The sequence below is a fragment of the Streptosporangium sp. NPDC000095 genome, assembly GCF_042899335.1.
GTDB lineage: Bacteria > Actinomycetota > Actinomycetes > Streptosporangiales > Streptosporangiaceae > Streptosporangium.
This window is the reverse complement of record NZ_JBIAZS010000002.1, coordinates 545270-565186: the sequence shown is the minus strand read 5'-3', so window position 1 is coordinate 565186 and position 19917 is coordinate 545270. Positions and strand designations below refer to the sequence as shown.

The following is a 19917-nucleotide window of genomic DNA, read 5'->3' as shown; positions in this document are numbered from 1 at the left end:
GGCACCGTCACTCGTCGTCGAAGGCACCGAGCAGGGTGTCGCGGTTCACGTCGAGATAGCGGATGTCGGCCTCGTACAGGTCGGCGTGGCCGTCTTCGATGTGGGACCGGAACGCCTCGTGGCCTTGTTCCGCCTGGTCATGCATGAGGTCGATGAGAGCGCGCAACCGGTCGGCGACGGCATCGAGGAGTGTCGTGTCGGCGGGAATGCCGTAGACGCGGCAGAAGCGGGCGGCGCGACGCCCCTGCTCCATGGGGCCGCCGTAGCCGTCGGGGTTGCCCGGTGCGTGCAGGGGGGCGAACCGGTAGACCGCGTACGCCACGTCCCAGAGGCGCGGGCCCGGGTGCGCGGCGTCGAAGTCGATGAGGCCCACGGCCAGGCCGTCGCGCACCACGCAGTTGTAGGGTGCGACGTCGCCGTGGCAGACGACCTCGACGGGAGAGCGGGCGGGAAGCCACCACCGGTCGCCGGGAGCGGTCGCGAACGTGGCGCCGGCGTCGTGATAGCGGCGCAGCAGCGTGGCCGCCGAGTCGAGGAGTTCGAGGGTACGCAGTTCGGGCGGGAGCGCCTCGTGTACCTCCCCGTGCAGGAAGGTCAGCGTCTCCGCGCCGTCGGCGTCGAAGCCCAGCGGCTGGGGGGCGCCGTCGAAGCCCTGCGCGCGTACGTGCCGCAGCAGCCGGTGGATCGTCGGTGATGCCGTCGAGGCCGGTCGGTGGACGACATCGCCGTGCCGGCGCACCACGTTCACGCCGCCGCGCAACTCTTTTCTCTCGGTCATCTCGCACGACCTATGACGAACACGTGGCCTTCCCGGCGCGTCCGGAGGCTGCCGCTCGACGTTTCAACGCCGGGTACGCAGACATTTGGGCAGGCTAGCACTCGTTATCACTTCCCATGGGCCGCGTCGGATCAGGGCGGCGCGCATCCCTGCCGCGGTCACCGGAGGGCTTCACCTTGGAAAGTGGTTGGCGCGGGGCACGGGGGGTTTGGGAGGGTGCGTGCATGGCGAAGGCGGTGGAGGCGCGTGATGTGGCGGGGTTGGCCGAGGCGGCCCGGGGCGGTGAGCGGATCAAGTATCTGATGTTCTGGGGGCATCGGCCGCCGCGTTCCGGAGGGGTAGGGGCCGGGTGCCTGTCGCAGTGGTGGCCGGCGGACTTCGTGGTGGACGGCGTGGTCTACCGTACGGCGGAGCACTTCATGATGGCGGGCAAGGCCCGGCTGTTCGGTGACGAGGAGAGCGCGGCGGCGATCGTGGCGGCCGATCACCCCGGGCAGGTCAAGGATCTCGGGCGGAGGGTGCGGGGCTTCGACGAGGAGAAGTGGACGGCGGCCCGCTTCGACCTGGTGGTCCGCGGCAACTTCGCGAAGTTCGGCCGGCATGCCGATCTGCGGGAGTTCCTGCTGGGCACCGGTGAGCGGGTGCTGGTGGAGGCGAGCCCCGTCGATCGTGTCTGGGGGATCGGACTGGCGGCCGATGACGAACGAGCCGAGAAGCCGGAGCTGTGGCCGGGGCTGAACCTGCTGGGGTTCGCCCTGATGGAGGTGAGGCACGCCCTTCGGCGATCGTGACGGTGGTGACGTGATCGATGCCTACGGTGTCGCTCATGCGGTGGGGAGCGCCGGCCGCCCTCACATGTTCGAAGGAGCCATCCTGGCGGCTCGTTTCGCCATGGAAGGTTGCACCTTCAACACGAGCCGGTAGATGCCTCGCATTCGAGGCGGGTGCTCCTGCCAGTACGTGAGGGCCCGATGGAGCATCTCTTTTCCACAGACCGCCGCCACCCTGCGGTCCAGTGCGTAGATCTGCTGTCTCATTATGATCGGCATTCCGATCATGATGAGACATATCAGCACCGTCACGGTGGCGGGGATGGGCGAGCTGGACGGGGGGATCGACTGGGATGTAACGAGGCCGGCCGCGACGCCGAAGCCGAGCAAGGCCGTAGTCGAGACCCCTTCCTTACGGACGCGCGTGCGGTCGGATGCCGCGACGGCCCACGCGAGATCTGCGTCCTGTACCTGCCTGGGCAGAGTGTCGAAGCTGGCTCCGATGACGATCAGGGAGTTCTTGCCGCGTCTTTTCAGGATGCAGTCCGCTCCTTGGGGCGGTTCGCCGTGGACCACGTCAGGTGGGTTGATCCCGAACCGCTGGGACAACTCCTCAACGCGAAGACGCAGTTCATCCATGCTCACGGGGCCAGCTTCGCGTAAGGAGATCACATCTCAGTTGCGATCGACACGTCATCTGCGGGGCGTTGTTCGCCGACGAAAATCGGATGACATGTCGCACTGTTCGCGGGAATGCTGGGGGCGACCGATGAGTTTTGTCGGTGGTGTGCGTCAAACTCTGCATGACCGCAACGTCTTGCGAGACCTGAGGCTGGGACGCCAGCCATGACCGCGTCGTGTTCGACGCCACCGATCTCATCTTCGACAACCCCGATTGAGGAGCCGTGTCCAGCCTCCAGCTCGATTCACCAGCCAAGTCCGCGACCGCTGGTTCAGGTCGCACCCCGCCCGTGATCCGGCTGTTGGTGCTCGCCACGTTCGTGGTCATCCTCAACGAAACGATCATGATTAACGCGATCCCGCAGTTGATGGACGCGTTGCACATCAACGAGCAGACCGCGCAGTGGCTCTCGACCGCCTTCATGCTGACCATGGCCGCGGTCATCCCGATCACCGGGTGGTTCCTGCAGCGGGTGTCCACCCGCAGCGCCTACACCGTCGCGATGGGCCTGTTCCTGCTCGGTACGGCGTTGGCCGCCGTCGCGCCGTCGTTCGAGGTGCTGCTGGGCGCCCGCATCGTCCAGGCGTCGGGGACGGCCGTGATGATGCCGCTGCTGATGACCACGTTGATGCAGGTGGTGCCCAGGTCGGAGCGGGGCCGGGTGATGGGCAACGTCAGCCTCGCCATCTCGGTCGCGCCGGCCATGGGTCCGGCGGTCTCGGGAGTGATCCTCAATTTCGGGTCCTGGCGGCTGCTGTTCGCCGTGGTGCTCCCCATCGCCGCCTTGATCACGTGGGGTGGCCTGAGGCAGCTCAAGAACGTCGGGGAGCCCGAGGTCAGCACCATCGACTGGTTGAGCGTGGTGACCGCGGCCGCCGGTTTCGGCGGCCTGGTCTACGGGCTCAGCAGGTTCGAGGGCGGTGACGTCGCCGTCGCCGTCACGACCGTGGCGGCGGGTCTGCTCGCCATTCTCGTCTTCGTCCTCCGCCAGGTGTCGCTGCAGAAGCGCGACATACCGCTGCTGGACCTGCGCACCCTGCGATACCGCACCTATACGGTCGCGCTGATCCTGATGTCGGTGTCCTTCATGGCGATGCTCGGCTCGATGATCCTGCTGCCGCTGTACCTCCAGAACGTCCGTGGGCTCAGCGCCCTGCAGACCGGGCTCCTCGTGATGCCGGGTGGTCTCGCGATGGGTCTGCTCGGTCCGGTCGTCGGCCGTCTGTTCGACCGGTTCGGCGGTCGGGTGCTGGTCGTCCCCGGCGCGATCGGGATCACGCTCGCGCTCACCGGCTTCACCCAGATCACGATGACGATGCCGTTCTGGCAGCTCCTCGGTCTGCACGCGCTGCTGATGGTGAGTCTGGCCCTGGCCTTCACGCCGGTGTTCACCCTCGGGCTCGGGGCCGTTCCGCCGCCGCTCTACTCCCACGCCAGCTCGATTCTGAGCACGTTGCAGCAGGTCGCCGCTGCGATGGGTACCGCGCTTGTGATCACCGTGATGAGCGCGCGAGCCGGTGCCCTGAGATCCGAGGGAGCCACGGAGGTGCTCGCCACCCTCGGCGGTATGCGGTTGGCCTTCATCATCGGTGCGGCGCTGTCCGTGATCGTGATCATCACCGCCCTGCTCCTGCCCGCCCGAGCGGACGGCCCCGCTCACGCGGACGACCACGCGGACGGTCCTGCTCACGCGGACGGTCCCGCTCAGGAGGGCACCTCCGCCGATGGGAACGGCTCCGCACAGGAGGACGTTCCCGCCGGGGTGGGCGGCGCCGCCCGAGCGGGCGGCACCGCCGACGAGGTCGAGAAGGTCCGGTCGACGGAGCCGGTGTGACGATGTGGGGCAAGGGACGTGGGGGCATGTGCGGGCAGGGACCGTTCAGTCCGTCGGGGGTCCCGTCTCCAGCAGCCGGCCCTCGGAGAGCCGCAGCCAGCGGTCGATCCTGATCTCGGCGAGGAAGCGTTCGTCGTGGCTGACCACGACGAACGCGCCCTCGTAGGCGCTGAGCGCGCTTTCCAGTTGGCCGACGCTGACCAGGTCGAGGTTGTTGGTCGGTTCGTCCAGCAGCAGTAGCTGCGGTGCCGGTTCCGCGTACAGCACGCAGGCCAGGGTGGCGCGCAGGCGCTCACCGCCGGACAGCACCCCGACCGGCAGGTGAGCGCGGGCGCCACGGAACAGGAAGCGGGCGAGCAGGTTCATCCGCTGGTCCTGCGGCATCACGGGGGCGAACGCGGCGAAGTTCTCCGCCACGGTGCGGCCGGGATCGAGCAGGTCCAGCCGTTGGGACAGGTAGGCGACCTGGCCGTCGGCCCGCCTGGCCTGACCGCCCTCCGGTTCGAGGTCACCGTTGATCAGACGCAGCAGGGTGGACTTGCCGGTGCCGTTGGAGCCGGTCAGCGCGATCCGCTCGGGTCCCCGGATCGTCAGGTCGGCGCCCTCTCCCGCGAACACCTCCCGCTCACCGTAGTGGACCCGCATCCCCCTCCCGAGAAAGACCGTGCGTCCCGCGGGGACGTTGGTGCCGGGCAGTTCCAGCGTGATCTTCTGCTCGTCGCGCAGTGCCCGGCCCGCCTCGTCGAGCCGGGCCTTGGCGTCGTTGACCCGCGCCGCGTGGGTCTCGTTCGCCTTTCCCGCCGACTCCTGGGCGTCGCGTTTCATCGTTCCCGCGAAGATCTTCGGCAGGCCGGCGTCCTTGAGGTTGCGGGCGGCGTTGCTCGCCCGGCGGGCCGCCCGCTCGCGGGCCTGCTGCATCTCCCGTTTCTCCCGCTTGACCTCCTGCTCGGCGTTGCGGACGTTCTTCTCCGCGACCTCCCTGGCGGCCCGGACGGACTCCTCGTAGGCGGTGAAGTCACCGCCGTAGGAGCGGACCTCGCCCCGGTCGAGTTCGGCGATGCGGTCCATGCGGTCCAGCAGCGCCCGGTCGTGACTGACGAGCAGCAGGCAGCCGTTCCAGTCTTCCAGCACGTCGTAGAGCTTGCGGCGCGCGTCCAGGTCGAGGTTGTTGGTCGGTTCGTCCAGCAGAAGGACGTCGGGCCGCTTCAGCAGCTGTGCCGCCAGGCCAAGAGAGATGATCTGGCCACCGCTGAGGGTGCGCAGGTGCCGGGTGAAGGAGATCTCCCCGAGGCCGAGCCGGTCCAGCTGGGCACGGGTGCGCTCCTCGATGTCCCAGTCGTCGCCGATCGTGGTGAAGTGCTCCTCGTCGGTGTCTCCGGACTCGATGGCGTCCAGGGCCCTGATCACCGGAGCGATCTCCAGGACTTCGGCCACGGTGAGGTCGCCGGTGAGCGGCAGGGTCTGCGGGAGGTAGCCGAGCACGCCCTCGACGGACACGCTTCCGCCGCCGGGCCGGTACTCCCCGGCGATCAGCTTGAGCAGGGTGCTCTTCCCCGCGCCGTTCGGTGCGACGAGGCCGGTACGGCCGGCACCCACGGTGAAGGACAGATCCTGGAAGACCGGGGTGTCGTCGGGCCAGGAGAAGGAAAGGTTCGAGCAGATGATGAACGCATCGGACATGCGAGAGACCTCGTGTGGGACGCGGGCGCGCGTCGGAGCCGCCCGGCGGGGATCGATGGGCTGACGACAGAGATGGCCACGGCGTCGGCGCTCCTACGCGCCCGCCGGTGGCCGATCACTTCCGGTATCACCCGGAGATGTCGTCGTCGCCTATCACGTCTGGTCTCCCTGATTCCCTGTCACTCGTAGCCCAGCATATTGGACGTGAAAGGGTGCGGGCGCGATGCCGTCACCCCGGGTCCCGCGGTCGACGGACGCGCCGGAGAATGGCTACTTGTCCGCCCAGCGAGCGAAGAGGGATGCGGTCGTCGACCGCCGGTCGGGTCGAGGTCACGATACGGCGGGAAGTCGTCTTCGCGGTGCCGCGCTACGTGGACATATAAGCTGGGTGGCGAATATGCCAGGCACTCACATAAATTGTCCGTATGCCGGTCCCCCTGCAGGGTGGATCGTCCGGTAACCACCCCATCGTGAGGAGTCCGTCAATGCCGCGGGAAGGCGTCGGACCGGATTTCATCGAGGCACTGGCCCGGGGGTTGGAGGTCGTCACCGCCTTCCAGCCCAACCGGCCGGTGATGTCACTGACCCAGGTGGCCACGGCGACCGGTCTGGCCAGGCCGACCACCCGCCGCATCCTGCTCACCCTCCAGGAGCTGGGTTATGTGCGTTCGTGCGAGGGAGGGTTCGCGCTCACCCCTCGGGTGCTGGACCTGGGGGTGGCCTACGTGCGTTCGATGGGGTTGTGGGACGTCGCCCGCCCGCACCTGGAAAGGCTCGTCGCCCGTACGGGTGAGTCGTGCTCGATCGCCCAGCTCGACGGCTCCGACATCGTCTACGTGGCACGGGTCGCGGTTCCCAAGATCGTGGGCCTGGCCGTGCAGATCGGCACCCGGTTTCCGGCGCAGGCGACGTCGCTGGGCAAGGTCTGCCTGGCCGCGCTCACCCCCGAGGAGGTGGAGCGCGTGCTGGCCGAGCCGTCCCGTTCCGGCATCGAACCGCGGCGGATCGGCCGCGAGGAGCTGGCCGCCGAGCTGCGCGAGGTCCGCGCGCGCGGCTGGGCGTTCACCGACGAGCAGCTCGCGCCGGGGATCCGTTCGGTCGCCGCGCCGCTGCGTGACGGGTCAGGACGCGTGATCGCCGGGATCAACGTGAACAGCCACGCCGCGGAGACCTCGCTGGAACGGCTCCTGGAGGAGCACCTTCCTCCGCTGCTCCAGACCGCCGGTGAGATCAGCGCGGACTTCGCCCGGCTGGAGACGGTGCCTCACGTGACCCGGTGACCCGGTGGTGCCCTGAGTGGCCCGGACCCGGATCCGGATCCGGATCCGGATCCGGATCCGGATTCGGATTCGGATTCGGATTCGGAACCCGGTGGTGCCCCGGGTTATCCAGGGCCGAACCCGGACCCGGACGATCGTGTCCTGACCGTTCGTCCGGGGTTGTCGGGTCGATCAGGGCGTTCCGAGTCGTCCGGGCTGTCTTGACCGTCCGGGCCGTCTGGGGCGTCCGGGCCGTTCAAGGGATGAGGACGATGCGGCCGGTCGCGCTGCCCTCGCGTTGGCGCCGCCACGCCTCCTCCGCCTCCCGCAGCGGCAGGCTTTCGTGGGTGACGGACAGGTTGCCGAGCAGGGCCTGTTCGGAGATGAGCGCGAGCGAGGCGGCGCGCTGCTCCGGGGTCAGCTCGTTGTTGGTGTAGCCGAGCAGGCGCAGTGATTTTCCGCGGAGGGTGGCCGAGTCGATCGGGCAGGTCTCGCTCGCCGAGCTGCCGAGGTTGACCAGCCTGCCGCCGGGACGCAGGGTGCGCGCGGCGGCCGCGGCCGGTACGCCGAACAACGGGTCGAGCACCAGGTCGATTGGTCCGTCGGCGACGGCGGCGAAGCGCGCGGCCAGTTCGGCGACGTCCTCGGTGTCGAGCGTGACGACGGCGTCGGCACCGGCCAGCTCGGCCCGTTCCCTGGCGGCGGCGGACCGCGCGCCCGCGACGACCCTGCGGGCACCGGCGAGGCGGGCGAGCTGGACGGCCGCCTGGCCGACCACGCCACCGGCGCCGAGCACCAGGACCTGTTCTCCGGCGACCAGCTCACCGCGCCAGGTCAGGGCCTGGTGCGCGGCGATGGCCGACAGTCCCAGGGCGGCGATCGCCACCGGGTCGACTCCCGAGGGAAGTCTCACCAGACTGCCCTCGGGGACGCGGGCGACCTCGGCCATGCTCCCGTCCCCGGGGGCCATCCCCGCCGAGGTCGCGAACCACACCGGTTCGCCCTCGACGGTCCCGACCCCCTGCACACCCGGCACGTACGGGGTCCGTGGCCTGCCGAAGTAGGACGTGCCGCTCGCGCACAGCAGGTCGAGCGGGGTGACGGGGGCGGCCGTCACCTTGATCAGCGTCTCGCCCCGGACGGCCTCGGGCGCGTCCCGCTCGACCGGCACCGGGGGCCGGCCGGGTTCTTGGATCTCTATGGCGCGCATGGGCTCAGGTGGCGATGTCGGGATAGGGGAGCGCGAAGTGCGCGAGCCGTTGGGCGTACTGGAGCTGGAAACCGAGTGGCTCGTCGTGGTCGCGTTCGAACATCGCGATGAAGAGGGTGAGGGTGAGGAACGGGTGCGCCCCGAGTTCGAACAGCTTGGTGTAGTCGTGTTCGGTGAGCGCGGCGCGTTCGGTGTCGTCGAAGGAGAGCCAGGTGCTCGACTCGCCGTCGATGCAGTTGAGGATGCGGTTGGCCTGTTCTCTCTCCCACCACTCCACGGTGCCCCGGGGGTCCTCGCGGTAGCGTTCGACGAGTTCGGGGTCGCGGTCGACGGTGTAGAGGAACTTGTTCAGCAGGTACTTGCTCACTGGCCGACTCCGTTCGGGTACCAGGTGAAGTATGCCTCCATGGTGTGGAACAGGTCATAGGTGTCGACGTAGTCGGCCTTCTTGCCCTCGCCCGCGACGCCCATCATCAGCATGAAGTCCATGAAGCCGTGAGTGGCGTTGCCCGGCGCGTGCAGGCTGTCCAGCGTCACCTCCGACAGGCAGCCCTCAAGGTCACCGGTCGAGATCCATTCCACGGCGCGCCGGTCGAACTCCGGGTCGGGGCCGTGGGGGCCGAACTGCCGGGGGCCGCCCAGCTCCAGCGAGAGGTGCCCGGTGCCGATCACGGCGACCCTCATGTCCTGCGGCCAGGACTCCACCAGCTCGCGGATCGTCTTCCCGAGCTGTACGAAGCGCTTGGGCCTCGGCAGCGGCGGGGCGAAGATGTTGGTGTAGATCGGCACGATCGGCAGGTCGTTCTGCGGGCGCAGCGTGATGATCGGGCACGTGATCGAGTGGTCGATCCGCAGCTCGTTGGAGAACGCGAGGTCGAATCCCGCGTCCATACCCTCGCGCAGCAGGTAGGCCGAGAGGTCCTCCTGGCCTCTGAACAGCATGCGCGGCAGCCCGAACTCGCGTTCCTCGTTGTAGAAGTTGGCGTCGTAGAACGGTGCCTTGCCGATGAGGAACTGCGGCATGTTGTCCAGCCACAGCTGGTGGAAGTGGTCGGAGCCCACCATCACCAGCACGTCGGGACGCGCCTTGGTCAGGGTCTCGCGGAACGCCTCGACCTTGCGTACCCACTCGTCGGCGAACTCCGGGCGGTCGGCACCCGTCGCGGTGCTCGCCCGGTAGTAGAACGGGTGGTGCGTGGACGCGATCACCGCGACCAGCTCGGCCATGGGAACTCCTTGTCGTGCGGGGTGGGGGAGGTCAGGAAAGATCTTCTGGGGTGTACGGCACGGGCTCGACGGGCCGGTTGTTGAGGTCCACCGAGAGGAAGATGTCGTTGCCGACCGGGTTGCGTATCTCCTCGGCGAGCTGTCCGATCAGCCCGGCGGTCCTGGCGAGCAGGGCGAACCCGCGCAGCAGCTCCAGCGGCAGGCCCAGGTCGGCGAGCGCGGCGCCGCACACCCCGGCCCCGTTCAGCGGCAGCGTCCGGCCGAGCACCTGCGGATGCATCCGGCCGATCGCGGCGAACAGCGACAGGTGCGGCCCGAACAGATCCTCCTCGGTGGCGATCTCCATCAGCCGGGGGGTGCGCGGGTCGCCCTCCTTGTGGACGTGATGGCCGAGCCCGGGGACGAACTTCCCGGCGGCGCGCCGCTCCTGGACGGTCTTCAGGGCGAGGGCGTCCCAGCCGTCGTCGCCCTCCGGGAGGTCGCCGTCGACCGAGGTCAGCACGTCGTGCAGGAAGCGGCCGGTGTCCTCGGTGACGCCGAGGAACCTCGACCCGCCGCCCAGCAGGCCCGCCGCGAGCGCGCCCTGCACCGAGTCAGGTGCGGACAGGTAGGTGAGGCGGGTGACGATCGCGGTCGGGGTGAAGCCGTGGTCGGCGAGTGCGGCCAGGACGGCCTCGAACACCCGCACCTCGCCGCGCTCCGGCCGCCGCTGGGTCGCCAGCCAGAAGGCCAGCTCGCCGAATCCGACCTCGCCCATGACGTCGGCCGCCAGGTCGTGGCCGAGCAGGGTGATCTTCTTGAGGCTGGAGGCGCCGAGCGCGGTCGGGTACTCGGGACGGTCGATCCGTTCGGTCACGGTCGTTCTCCTTGGCGGGCGTCTCGCGTGGTTCGGTGCCGTGCTCGTCCGGTGCGGTCACGGTCGTCCTCCGTCGAGAACGTCTCGCGCGACTCGTCGGGCTCAGTCACGGTCGTTCTCCTTCGCGAGCCATTCACGCAGCTCAGCGCCGTGCTCGTCCAGTTCGGGCGGCGGCAGCCGGTAGCCGGCCGGGGTCCGCGAGAACCTTATGGGATGCCGCGTCGTCGGCACCGCCCGATCGTCCTCGCCGACCTCCACGATCGGGTCGAGCCCGAAGCGCTCGGCCATCGCGAACCCGCCGTCGATGGTGTTGATCGGGCCGCTGGGCACCCCGGCCTCCACCAGCAGGTCGAACCACTCGACCGCGCCCCGCGCGGCGAGTCGCTCGACGAGGATCGGACGTAGTTCGTCACGGCGTTCGGTGCGGTCGGCGTTGCGGGCGAACCGGGGGTCGTCGGCGATCTCCGGGATGCCCAGGACCTCGCACAGCCTGCGGAACTGGCCGTCGTTGGCGGCGGTGACGATCAGGTCGTTGTCGGCGGTCGGCAGCGGCTCGTACGGGAACACGCTGGGGTGGGCGTTGCCCATCCTGAAGGGGATCTCCCCGCCGGCGACGTAGGCGGAGCTGTGGTTGACCAGCCCGGTCAGCGCCGACGACAGGAGGTTCACCTCGACGTGCTGTCCCTGGCCGGTCGCGTCCCGGTGGCGCAGCGCGGCGAGGATGCCGATCACCGCGTGGTTGCCGGCCATCACGTCGAACACGGAGATCCCCGCGCGGTAGGGCGGCCCGTCCGGGTCCCCGGTGAGGCTCATCAGGCCGGAGATCGCCTGCACCATCAGGTCGTATCCGGGCACGTGGCGTCCCTCGCCGGAGCCGAAGCCGCTGATCGAGCCGTAGATCACGCCCGGGTTGGCCGCGCGGACGCTGTCGTAGTCGAGGCCGTACTTGGCGAGCCCGCCGGGCTTGAAGTTCTCCACCACCACGTCCGCCCTGCGGGCCAGCTCGCGGGCGAGCCCGGCGTCGGTCTCGTCGCGCAGGTTCAGTGCGATCGAACGTTTGCCGCGGTTCACGCCCAGGTAGTAGGTGGACACGTCACCGCGTACCGGTGGCGTCCACGAGCGCGTGTCGTCGCCACCGGGGCCCTCGACCTTCACCACCTCGGCGCCCAGGTCGGCGAGCAGCATGGTGGCGTACGGCCCGGCCAGCACCCGCGAGAAGTCCGCGACCAGCACCCCCGACAGCGGACCCGACGGCGCCGCCGACGGTGTCTCCGACGGCCCGCCGGTGCTCTCGTCCGGCGACGCAGCGCTCACTGACACCCAACCCCTCTCGTTGGTCCGCTCAATGGACATATGTCCGCTAACTCGATTCTGGCCAATTTACGTCATCCGTCAAGCGAGCCGCGCACGGAAACGATCTGTTGACAGCCGCAGCGTGAGGTACGACAGTACGGAGAAACATATTGACCGTAAGACGGACACACGTCCGGTCAGGTGATCTGGTATGTGCGGTAAGGAGTTCTGGTCATGAGCGAGCGGATTCGGTTCGAGCCAGGCCGGCCGGTGGTGCTGCGCGGAGGCACGGTGCTGCCGATGGACGACGGGCGCCGGGTTCTCACCGGCACCGACGTCCTCGTCGTCGGCGACCGGATCGCGGCCGTCGGGCCCGAGCTGTCCGTCCCCGAGGGCACCGCCGAGATCGACGCGACCGACGGCATCGTGATGCCCGGAATGATCGACACCCACCGGCACATGTGGCAGACCGCGATGCGCGGCTACGGCGCCGACTGGACCCTGACCCAGTACTTCATCTGGTACTACCTCGAACACGGCAAACTCTTCAGGCCCGAGGACGTCCACGCCGGCAACGTGCTGGCCGCGATCGAGGCGATCGACGCGGGCGTCACGACCGTCGTCGACTGGTCACACGGCCTGCAGACGGTGGACCACGCCGACGCCGCCGTGGACGCGCTGCGCTCGGTGCCCGGCCGGTTCGTCCTGGCGTACGGCAACATCCAGCAGGCGCCGGCCGAATGGACCGCCGCGCCGGAGTTCCGGGACTTCGTCCGGCGGCGGATCACCGGAGACGACATGCTCGGCTTCCAGCTCGCCTTCGACGTCACCGGCGACCCGTCCTTCCCCGAGCGGCCCGCCTTCGAGGTCGCCCGCGAACTCGGCGTCGCGGTCACCACCCACGCCGGCGTGTGGGGCGCCACCAGCGACGACGGCATCCGGCTCATGTACGACCACGGCTTCATGGGGGCCGAGACGGTGTACGTCCACGCCGCCTCGCTCTCCGCGGACTCCTACCACCGCATCGCGGCCACCGGCGGCTCCATCTCGATCTCCACCGAGAGCGAGCAGAGCGCGGGCCAGGGCTATCCGCCCACCTGGGCCATCCGGGCGCACGGCATCCCGGTCTCGCTCTCGATGGACACCAGCGTCTGGTGGAGCGGCGATCTCTTCTCCGCGATGCGCACCACGCTCGGCGCCGACCGTTCCCGCGAGCACATGGAGGCCCACGCCAAGGGGGACACCGTCACGCACTGCAACCTGCGTGCCGACCAGGTCGTGGACTGGGCCACCCGAGGCGGTGCGCGCGCCCTCGGCCGCGACGACGAGCTCGGTGCCCTGGAGGTGGGCCGCAAGGCCGACATCGTCCTGATCAAGAACGAGCACTCACCGGTCTCGTTCCCGATGCTCAACCCCTACGGCCACATCGCGTTCCAGGCGCAGCGCGGCGACGTGCACACCGTCCTCGTCGACGGCCGCGTCGTGAAGCACGAGCACCGCCTGCTCGGCATCGACCTGGCCGCCGCCCGCCGGCAGGTCGAGCGGACCGTCGACCACCTGCGGACGACGATGGGAGAGGAGGCGTGGCGGCAGGGCATGAACCCCGACGTCCCCCAGACCACCCTCCTCGACAATCCGTACACCTACACCGACTACCACAGCGACGTGACCCACTCCCTGCGGGAGTCCGAGTAGCGCCACCGCGATCCGGTCGGGTCACCGCGGGGTCCGGGAGTGACAGAGGGGGTCACTCCCGGAGGGGGCGTGTCGCTCAAGGGCGGGACGGATCCGGTGATTTCCCGCTCCCCGAATATCGGCGAGAGGTGAACGGATTCGGACGGCGACCAGGGGCGATAACGATTATTTATCGCGATTTTTCGCTCTTTGCGAGAGTTTCGAGGATTTTGTCGAGACGGACCTTCCTGTTCTCCGGTGTGAGCGCCTGGAGCAACGGCAGGATCACCAGGTAACGCCCGGTCTTGTCGAGCGCCTCGAACGCCTTCCTGGCATCCGGATCCGCGTCCAGCGCCGCCGCGAGATCGGGGGGCACCGTCGCGGTCTTCTGTGACTCGTACGCCACCGCCCACCGCCCGTCCTCCTGCGCCTTGCGCACCTCGGCGAGGCCGGGCTCGCGCATCCGTCCCTCGGCGGTCAGCATCGCGACCTTGTCGACGTTCACCTGCGACCACAGGCTCCTGGGGCGGCGCGGCACGTACTTCTGCAGGTAGTACCGCTCGTCGAGAGACAGTCGCTGCCCGGATATCCAGCCGTAGCACAATCCGACATCGACCAGCTCGTCGGAAGTGACCGTTGGAATACCCGTTTTCTTCTTGGCCAATTTGACCCACAGGCCCTCGTGGCGTGTGTGATTCTCGGCAAGCCAGCTCTCGAACGCCTCGGCGTCCGAGAAGGCGATGATTTCCACTCCGTCGCGCTCATCCATATGGATCAGGTTATCGCCCCAGCTGTCGGTCTCGGTGCCGTATTGACGCGCGACAATGCGGGCGAAGTAATGTGGTTCATATGCTGATCGTCGTCGCGGGATCAACCGGTCTTATCGGCAGGGCAATCGTTTCCGAGCTTCGCGAAGCGGGCCACAAGGTGCGCAGACTCGTACGACGCGAACCAGCGGCGCAGGACGAGCACCGATGGGATCCACCGTCCGGCACGATTCCGCGAGACGCGTTCGACGGCGTCGACGCCGTGATCAACCTGTGTGGCTCGTCGGTCCAGGGGCGCTGGAACGCGGAGCGGAAGCGACGCATCCGTGCCAGCCGCATCGAGCCTGCCAGGACGCTCGCCGAAGCCGTCGCCGAGTACGGCATCCCCACCCTGCTCAACGCGTCCAGCCTGAGCTTCTACGGCAACACCGGGGACGACGTCGCCGACGAGACGTCGGGCCTGGGCCGCGGCTTCCTCGCCGAGATGGTCGTCGACTGGGAGGCCGCGACCACGGTGGCGCGCGACGCGGGCAGCCGGGTCGTGCTGCTGCGCACCGGCCTCGTACTGTCGTCCGACGGCGGCCTGCTCAGCCTGCTCAGGCCGCCGATCCGGCTCGGAGTGGGCGGGCGACTCGGCGACGGCAGGCAGTACGTGGCGTGGATCAGCCTGCCGGACGAGGTCGCCGCCATCCGCTTCCTCCTGGAGAACCCGGACATCTCTGGACCGGTCAATCTGTGCGCGCCGGAACCCGTGACCAACGGCGAGTTCACCAAGGCGCTGGGCCGGGCACTCCATCGGCCCGTGTATCTGCCGGTACCGAAGGCGGTGGTGCGTGCCGTGCTCGGGGAATCGGCCGACGAGCTGGCGCTCATCAGCCTGCGCGCGGTTCCGCGGGTCCTGTGCGAGGCGGGCTTCACGTTCCGGCACGTCGATTTCGACGCCGCGCTCGCGGACGTCCTGTGAGACGCGGGGCGTCCGGCCTCCGGTGAGACACCGGGTGTGTCGGCCTCCCGTGAGATGCCGGGCTTGCCGGCCTCCGGTGCTCGCCGACGTTCTGTGAGAGGCCGGGATCACGCCGTGGGCGCCGGCGTTCGGACGCGTAGCGGTCGCCGTCAGGCCGGGGAGACGGTGAAGCGGTAGCCGGTCTGCGCGTGCGGTTCCTTTCCGAACGCGAGCACCTTGGCCGGCTCGACGCGGAACACGATCGCGGGGTGGCCCGCGACCTGGGCGACATCGTCGATGAGCTCCAGGCTCCAGCTGTTGTGCGCGCCGTACTTCGCGTCGAAGGCGTCGACGATCCCCGGCAGAGCCTCGGGGGCGGTGATCTCGGTGGCCGTGCCCTCGACGACGATGTCGAGTCCCTTGGTCCAGAGGTTGTTCCCCGTCGTCAGCGCGACCTTTCCGCTGTGCTCAAGGTTGCGCATCTTCTGCTCGATCGAAGCGGTGGTGAAGTACATGGCGTCGTCGTGCCACACCGCGACCACCGGGGTCACGTGGGGGCGGCCGTCGACGCGGACGGTCGTCAGCCAGAAAAGCTCGGCCGTCTCCAGCACGCCCAGGGTCTCCTGCCACGACGTGGGCTCCACCCCCGGCTCGCTGTAACGCACGTCCAGTTTCGCCTCGGGATAAGTGACGGACATCGTTTTTCCTTTCTGCGACGCAGGGGCCGTCTCGATGAGGGGAGATTTTCCCGGCGCCGGATAGGTGATGGATGATGTTCCGATCACGAGGCTACGTCCGCGGTCGCGGGCGGGCAATGACGTCGTAATAAGGGGTCTCTCTCGCATCGATCAGGCTCCGTGGTGACCTTAATTCGCCACCCGTGATGAGCAGGGGCGTCGCGAGTCCAATAAGAGGTTGTTCCGTTATTCAATAAGCAACCCTTATGGGGTGTCCGTTGTCCGAAAGGTGTTACCGGCATAACCTGATCGCAGGTAAACGTAAACGCCGTGGACGGTTGAGTGAAAGGGTGACGCGAAATCCGGGGATATGGCCTCGTGTTTCGCAGCGGCACGGTGAGGTGGGTGCGACCGGGAAACCGATCCCAAGAAGGAAGGGAATCATGGAGGACGTCTGTATTATCGGAGCGGGATCATCAGGTATCGCCACCTGTCAGGTCCTGCACGAGCGCGGTATCGCCTTCGACTGTTACGAGGCCGGCTCCGAAATCGGGGGCAACTGGCGCTATCTCAACGACAACGGCCTGTCCTCGGGCTACCGGTCGCTGCACATCAACACCTCCCGACACCTGACGGAGTACCGCAGCTACCCCATGCCGGACCACTATCCGGCCTATCCCACCCACTACCAGATGGCGCGCTACTTCGACGACTTCGTCGACCACTTCGGCTTCCGTGACGCGATCATCTTCCGTACCGAGGTCACCCGCGTCGAACCGGCCGAGGGCGGCGGCTGGCACGTGACCGCGCGCAACCGCGACACCGGCGCCGAGACCACCCGCCACTACCGGGCGGTGGTGGTGGCGAACGGACACCACTCGACCCCCCGCTACCCCGAGCCGGCCTTCCCCGGCGCGGACACCTTCACGGGCATCCAGACCCATTCGCACTACTACAAGGTCCCCGACGAGTACGCCGGCAAGCGGGTGCTCGTGCTCGGCCTCGGCAACTCGGCGTCGGACATCGCGGTGGAGACCTCCACCGTCTCCGAGCGCACCTTCATGGCGATGCGCCGCGGGGGATACGTCTTCCCCAAGTTCATGTTCGGCAAGCCCAGCGACGACCTCATCAGCCCCTTCCTCACCACGGTGCTGCCGAGGGAGATGCAGCGGTGGATCATGGCGGGCCTGCTGCGCCTCACGGTCGGCAAGGTCACCGACTACGGGCTGCCGGAGCCGGGCCACAAGCTGTTCAACTCCCACCCGACCGTCTCCGAGTCCCTGCTGCCCCGCCTCGGCCACGGCGACATCACCGTGAAGCCGAACATCGCCCGTTTCGACGGTGACACGGTGCACTTCGTCGACGGCAGCAGCGAGGTGATCGACGCGGTCATCTACAGCACCGGGTACAAGATCAACTTCCCGTTCCTGGACGAGAGCGTGATCGCCCCCACCGACAACGACGTCTCCCTGTTCCACCGCGTGGTCGACCCCAACCACCCCGGCCTGTACTTCATCGGCCTCTTCCAGCCCCTGGGCGCGACCACGGTGCTGTCCGAGGCGCAGTCCCACTGGGTGGCCGACCTGCTGGACGGCAGCGCCGCGCTGCCCTCGCCCGAGCGGATGCGCCGGGAGATCGACCAGTACAAGGAGAGGCTCGCCAAGCGCTACGTGACGTCCAAGCGGCACACCATGCAGGTGGACCACTATCCCTACCTGGCCGAACTGCGCCGCGCCCGGCGCGACGGGGCCCGGCGCGCACCGGCGGCGGCCAAGGCCGAGGCCAGGCTCAAGGCGAAGGCCGCCGCGAACGGGCTTCCCGAGGGCTACGAGCCCGAGGAGGTGTCGATCTGGATCGACGCCGATCCGCACGTGGTGTGGGACCTCATCAGCGACGTGACGCGGATGGGACAGTGGAGTCCCGAATGCCGTCGATGCTTCTGGATCGGCGGCAGGCGCGGGGTCGGCGCACGCTTCGTCGGGATCAACCGCCGCGGCTGGGTCACCTGGGTCACCACCAACGAGGTCGAGCAGGCGGAGCCGGGCAAGTCCTTCGCGTTCCGTACCGCCACCAACGGCGTGCGCTGGAGCTACCGGCTGGAGCAGGACGGCGGCGGCACCCTTCTCACCGAGCGGTGGGACGTCTCCGGGCAGAGCACAGGGCAGCGCAAGCGCACCGCCTCCTTCGCCAACCTGGCGCTCGGCGGCTACGAGGGGCACACCGAGGAGCTGCGCGACGGCATCCACAAGACCCTGGAGCGGGTCAAGGCCGCCGCCGAACAGCGGAGCCGGTCCGCCGAGGTCAAGGCCGGAGGTCTGCACGTCGAGGGTGTTCGATGACGGACGAGAACCTGCGCTTCGCCTCGGTCGAGGAGTTCGCCGCCTGGTTGGAGGCGAACCACCGGACCGCGGACGAGGTCTGGGTCGCCCTGCCGAAGAAGGGGACGCCGGTGCCCTCGGTCACCAGGTCCCAGGCCCTGGACGTGGCTCTGTGCTACGGCTGGATCGACGGCAAGGCATTCTCCGGAAACTCGCCGGACGGCTGGTGGGCCCAGCGCTTCTCCCCGCGCAGGGCCCGCAGCTCGTGGTCGAAGATCAACTGTGCCAAGGTCGAGAAGCTCGTCGCGGCGGGCCGGATGCGAGCGGCCGGGCTCGAACAGATCGAGCTCGCCAAGGCCGACGGCCGCTGGGCCGCGGCCTACGCCCCGGCGAGCACGGCCGAGGTCCCACCCGACCTGCGGGCGGCGCTCGACGCCTCTCCCACCGCGGCGGCCGCCTTCGCCGCCCTCAGCAGAAGCAACGGCTACCAGATCCTGCTCACCGTCGAGAAAGCGAGGAAGGCCGAGACCAGGGCACGCAGGATCGCCGACTACGTCGAACGCCTCGAAGCCGGGGAGCCACTCCACGGCCCCCGAAGAAAACCGTGACGCCTCCCCACGTCGCGACCTTGCGGGTGGAGCGTCCGACCGACCGCCGTGGGTGGAGGGTCCGCCCGATCACCGTGGGGGGAACGTCTGACCGACCACCGTGGGTGGAGCGTCTGACCGATCACCCAACCTCGGCCTCGGCCCCCGCCCGTTCGACGATCTCGTCCACGGTCTCCTCGGGGGTCTGGTCGGAGGTGTCGAGCCAGAGACCGAGGCGGGGGGTCGTGGTACGCAGGCCCTCGTCGAGGAGGTCGATGGTCCACCGGTCGTAGGCCTCCTTGCCCCGGGCCGCCTCGCGGGCGGCGACGGCCTCGGGGCGCGGGGCGAGCACGACGACGAACAACGGCCGCCGCCGGATGAGTCCGGTCATCTCGGCGAGGTGGTCGCCGAGGACGACATCCTGGGCGACCACCGTGAACCCGTCCTCGGCGTACGCGTCGCAGGTGGCCGCCGTCAGCCGGTACCGCAACCGCAGTTGCCGCACCGCCTCGGCGGACGGGTCGGGCGTCATGTCGGCCCGGCCGTTGACCACCATGCGGCGGAACAGGTCGCCCCGGACGTGCACCGAACGCGGCAACCGCTCAGCCAGCATCTGCGCGACGGTCGACTTCCCTGCGGCCTGGATCCCGGTGACGAGAACGACGGCCTGCGGGGGTATGGGGCTCATGAATGTCCTTTGTCGCGCTGTGGTGGTAGAAAACCTCGTACGTCTGCGGTCGTGTCCGCCGTACGGGGGCGAGTCAGAAATCGCCGTCGCGGACGCCCGCGAGGAAGTCGCGCCATGCCTTCGGGGTGAAGGTGAGCGCGGGGCCGGACGGGTCCTTGCTGTCGCGGACGGCGACAAGGCCCGGCAGGTTCGTCGCCACCTCGACGCATGCGTCGCCGCTGTTGCTGTAGCTGGACTTGCGGAACTCAGCGCCGAGCAGATCAGAGGACATGGCTACTCCTTCATGGCCGCGGCGATCATCGCTTGCGATGCGTCAGGGGCGAGCGCTGCATTGCAAATGCGCTTAAAAGACATTTTATAGAGCGTTGCGTGCTCCGGATTCTCGACGTACACAGATGACGGCATGCAGCCCAGGCCGGTTCGGTCTTCCAAGCAGTGTCTTTCGCGCCATCCTGGCCCTCACACGGCGATATACCTGCTCTGCGTCACCGTTTCCGAGCCCGTGCGCAGTGGGTCGGTTCCGAAAATCAAAGGTTTTCATCCCGGATCGGCCCTCAACGCCATCAGCGGCTCGAGAGCTGCGGGCAACCCGGCCCGGGCGCCGATGCGTCACTACAGGCAATAGGCCGGAAGAAGGCCTCTGGACGACCCGGTCGGTGGACGCCGACGGACAA

Annotated in this window: 19 protein-coding genes; 7 read left to right on the top strand and 12 right to left on the bottom strand. The window is 68.6% G+C overall.

What is annotated here, in order from left to right; translation table 11 throughout:
* Positions 1–7 precede the first annotated feature (7 nt).
* Positions 8–778 (bottom strand): phosphotransferase, encoded by a 771-nt coding sequence (locus tag ACFY3V_RS07935; RefSeq protein WP_389771095.1) that lies wholly within the window; start codon positions 776–778, stop codon positions 8–10.
* A gap of 224 nt (positions 779–1002) precedes the next feature.
* Between ACFY3V_RS07935 and ACFY3V_RS07930 the strand changes: the two genes are divergently transcribed.
* The gene (locus ACFY3V_RS07930) at positions 1003–1569 is read left to right on the top strand and encodes an NADAR family protein (RefSeq protein ID WP_389771092.1); all 567 of its coding nucleotides are present in this window, start codon (positions 1003–1005) and stop codon (positions 1567–1569) included.
* A gap of 60 nt (positions 1570–1629) precedes the next feature.
* On the opposite strand, the gene ACFY3V_RS07925 is transcribed toward ACFY3V_RS07930, so the two are convergent.
* Positions 1630–2193, bottom strand: a complete 564-nt coding sequence (locus ACFY3V_RS07925) for a hypothetical protein (RefSeq protein WP_389771089.1) — start codon at positions 2191–2193, stop codon at positions 1630–1632.
* A 326-nt stretch (positions 2194–2519) separates the two neighbouring features.
* Here ACFY3V_RS07925 and ACFY3V_RS07920 point away from each other — a divergent pair, with 326 nt between their 5' ends.
* Entirely contained in the window at positions 2520–4064 is a 1545-nt protein-coding gene (locus tag ACFY3V_RS07920) for an MDR family MFS transporter (RefSeq protein ID WP_389771086.1), read from the top strand.
* A gap of 45 nt (positions 4065–4109) precedes the next feature.
* Here the strand turns inward: ACFY3V_RS07920 and abc-f are convergent, their stop codons facing one another.
* Positions 4110–5744: a ribosomal protection-like ABC-F family protein gene (abc-f, locus tag ACFY3V_RS07915; RefSeq protein ID WP_389771083.1), complete on the bottom strand. Its 1635-nt coding sequence runs from the start codon at positions 5742–5744 to the stop codon at positions 4110–4112.
* 485 nt (positions 5745–6229) lie between these two features.
* Here abc-f and ACFY3V_RS07910 point away from each other — a divergent pair, with 485 nt between their 5' ends.
* Complete coding sequence (locus ACFY3V_RS07910) at positions 6230–7024, top strand: IclR family transcriptional regulator C-terminal domain-containing protein (RefSeq protein ID WP_350942265.1); 795 nt, start codon at positions 6230–6232, stop codon at positions 7022–7024.
* 235 nt (positions 7025–7259) lie between these two features.
* On the opposite strand, the gene ACFY3V_RS07905 is transcribed toward ACFY3V_RS07910, so the two are convergent.
* From ACFY3V_RS07905 to ACFY3V_RS07885, 5 genes are all read right to left on the bottom strand, one after another.
* Positions 7260–8213: a zinc-binding alcohol dehydrogenase family protein gene (locus tag ACFY3V_RS07905; RefSeq protein WP_389771080.1), complete on the bottom strand. Its 954-nt coding sequence runs from the start codon at positions 8211–8213 to the stop codon at positions 7260–7262.
* 4 nt (positions 8214–8217) lie between these two features.
* Entirely contained in the window at positions 8218–8580 is a 363-nt protein-coding gene (locus ACFY3V_RS07900) for a hypothetical protein (RefSeq protein ID WP_350942267.1), read from the bottom strand.
* Positions 8577–9440 carry an extradiol ring-cleavage dioxygenase gene (locus ACFY3V_RS07895; protein ID WP_350942268.1) on the bottom strand — a complete coding sequence of 288 codons (864 nt, stop codon included), beginning with the start codon at positions 9438–9440 and terminating at the stop codon, positions 8577–8579. The genes ACFY3V_RS07900 and ACFY3V_RS07895 overlap by 4 nt, the downstream gene beginning before the upstream one ends.
* A gap of 31 nt (positions 9441–9471) precedes the next feature.
* Positions 9472–10296 carry a citryl-CoA lyase gene (locus ACFY3V_RS07890; RefSeq protein WP_389771076.1) on the bottom strand — a complete coding sequence of 275 codons (825 nt, stop codon included), beginning with the start codon at positions 10294–10296 and terminating at the stop codon, positions 9472–9474.
* A 102-nt stretch (positions 10297–10398) separates the two neighbouring features.
* Entirely contained in the window at positions 10399–11610 is a 1212-nt protein-coding gene (locus ACFY3V_RS07885) for a CaiB/BaiF CoA transferase family protein (RefSeq protein ID WP_389771073.1), read from the bottom strand.
* A 213-nt stretch (positions 11611–11823) separates the two neighbouring features.
* On the opposite strand from ACFY3V_RS07885, the gene ACFY3V_RS07880 reads away from it, so the two are divergent.
* Positions 11824–13284, top strand: coding sequence for an amidohydrolase family protein (locus ACFY3V_RS07880; protein WP_389771070.1), 1461 nt, complete (start codon positions 11824–11826; stop codon positions 13282–13284).
* 169 nt (positions 13285–13453) lie between these two features.
* Here ACFY3V_RS07880 and ACFY3V_RS07875 read toward each other — a convergent pair whose 3' ends face one another.
* Complete coding sequence (locus ACFY3V_RS07875; RefSeq protein ID WP_362903494.1) at positions 13454–14032, bottom strand: YdeI/OmpD-associated family protein; 579 nt, start codon at positions 14030–14032, stop codon at positions 13454–13456.
* Between the two features lie 80 nt (positions 14033–14112).
* On the opposite strand from ACFY3V_RS07875, the gene ACFY3V_RS07870 reads away from it, so the two are divergent.
* Complete coding sequence (locus tag ACFY3V_RS07870) at positions 14113–14994, top strand: TIGR01777 family oxidoreductase (RefSeq protein WP_362903496.1); 882 nt, start codon at positions 14113–14115, stop codon at positions 14992–14994.
* 149 nt (positions 14995–15143) lie between these two features.
* Here the strand turns inward: ACFY3V_RS07870 and ACFY3V_RS07865 are convergent, their stop codons facing one another.
* The gene (locus tag ACFY3V_RS07865; RefSeq protein WP_350942276.1) at positions 15144–15671 is read right to left on the bottom strand and encodes a pyridoxamine 5'-phosphate oxidase family protein; all 528 of its coding nucleotides are present in this window, start codon (positions 15669–15671) and stop codon (positions 15144–15146) included.
* A 422-nt stretch (positions 15672–16093) separates the two neighbouring features.
* On the opposite strand from ACFY3V_RS07865, the gene ACFY3V_RS07860 reads away from it, so the two are divergent.
* Together ACFY3V_RS07860 and ACFY3V_RS07855 are read left to right on the top strand one after the other, a co-directional pair.
* A complete protein-coding gene (locus tag ACFY3V_RS07860) occupies positions 16094–17989 on the top strand; it encodes an NAD(P)-binding domain-containing protein (protein WP_389771064.1) in 1896 nt (631 codons plus the stop codon).
* Positions 17986–18576, top strand: a complete 591-nt coding sequence (locus ACFY3V_RS07855; protein WP_389771061.1) for a YdeI family protein — start codon at positions 17986–17988, stop codon at positions 18574–18576. The genes ACFY3V_RS07860 and ACFY3V_RS07855 overlap by 4 nt, the downstream gene beginning before the upstream one ends.
* A gap of 121 nt (positions 18577–18697) precedes the next feature.
* On the opposite strand, the gene ACFY3V_RS07850 is transcribed toward ACFY3V_RS07855, so the two are convergent.
* On the bottom strand, positions 18698–19243 hold the full coding sequence (locus ACFY3V_RS07850; RefSeq protein ID WP_389771058.1) for an AAA family ATPase: 546 nt from the start codon (positions 19241–19243) through the stop codon (positions 18698–18700).
* A 73-nt stretch (positions 19244–19316) separates the two neighbouring features.
* Positions 19317–19514, bottom strand: coding sequence for a DUF397 domain-containing protein (locus tag ACFY3V_RS07845; protein ID WP_350942283.1), 198 nt, complete (start codon positions 19512–19514; stop codon positions 19317–19319).
* Positions 19515–19917: the final 403 nt, after the last annotated feature.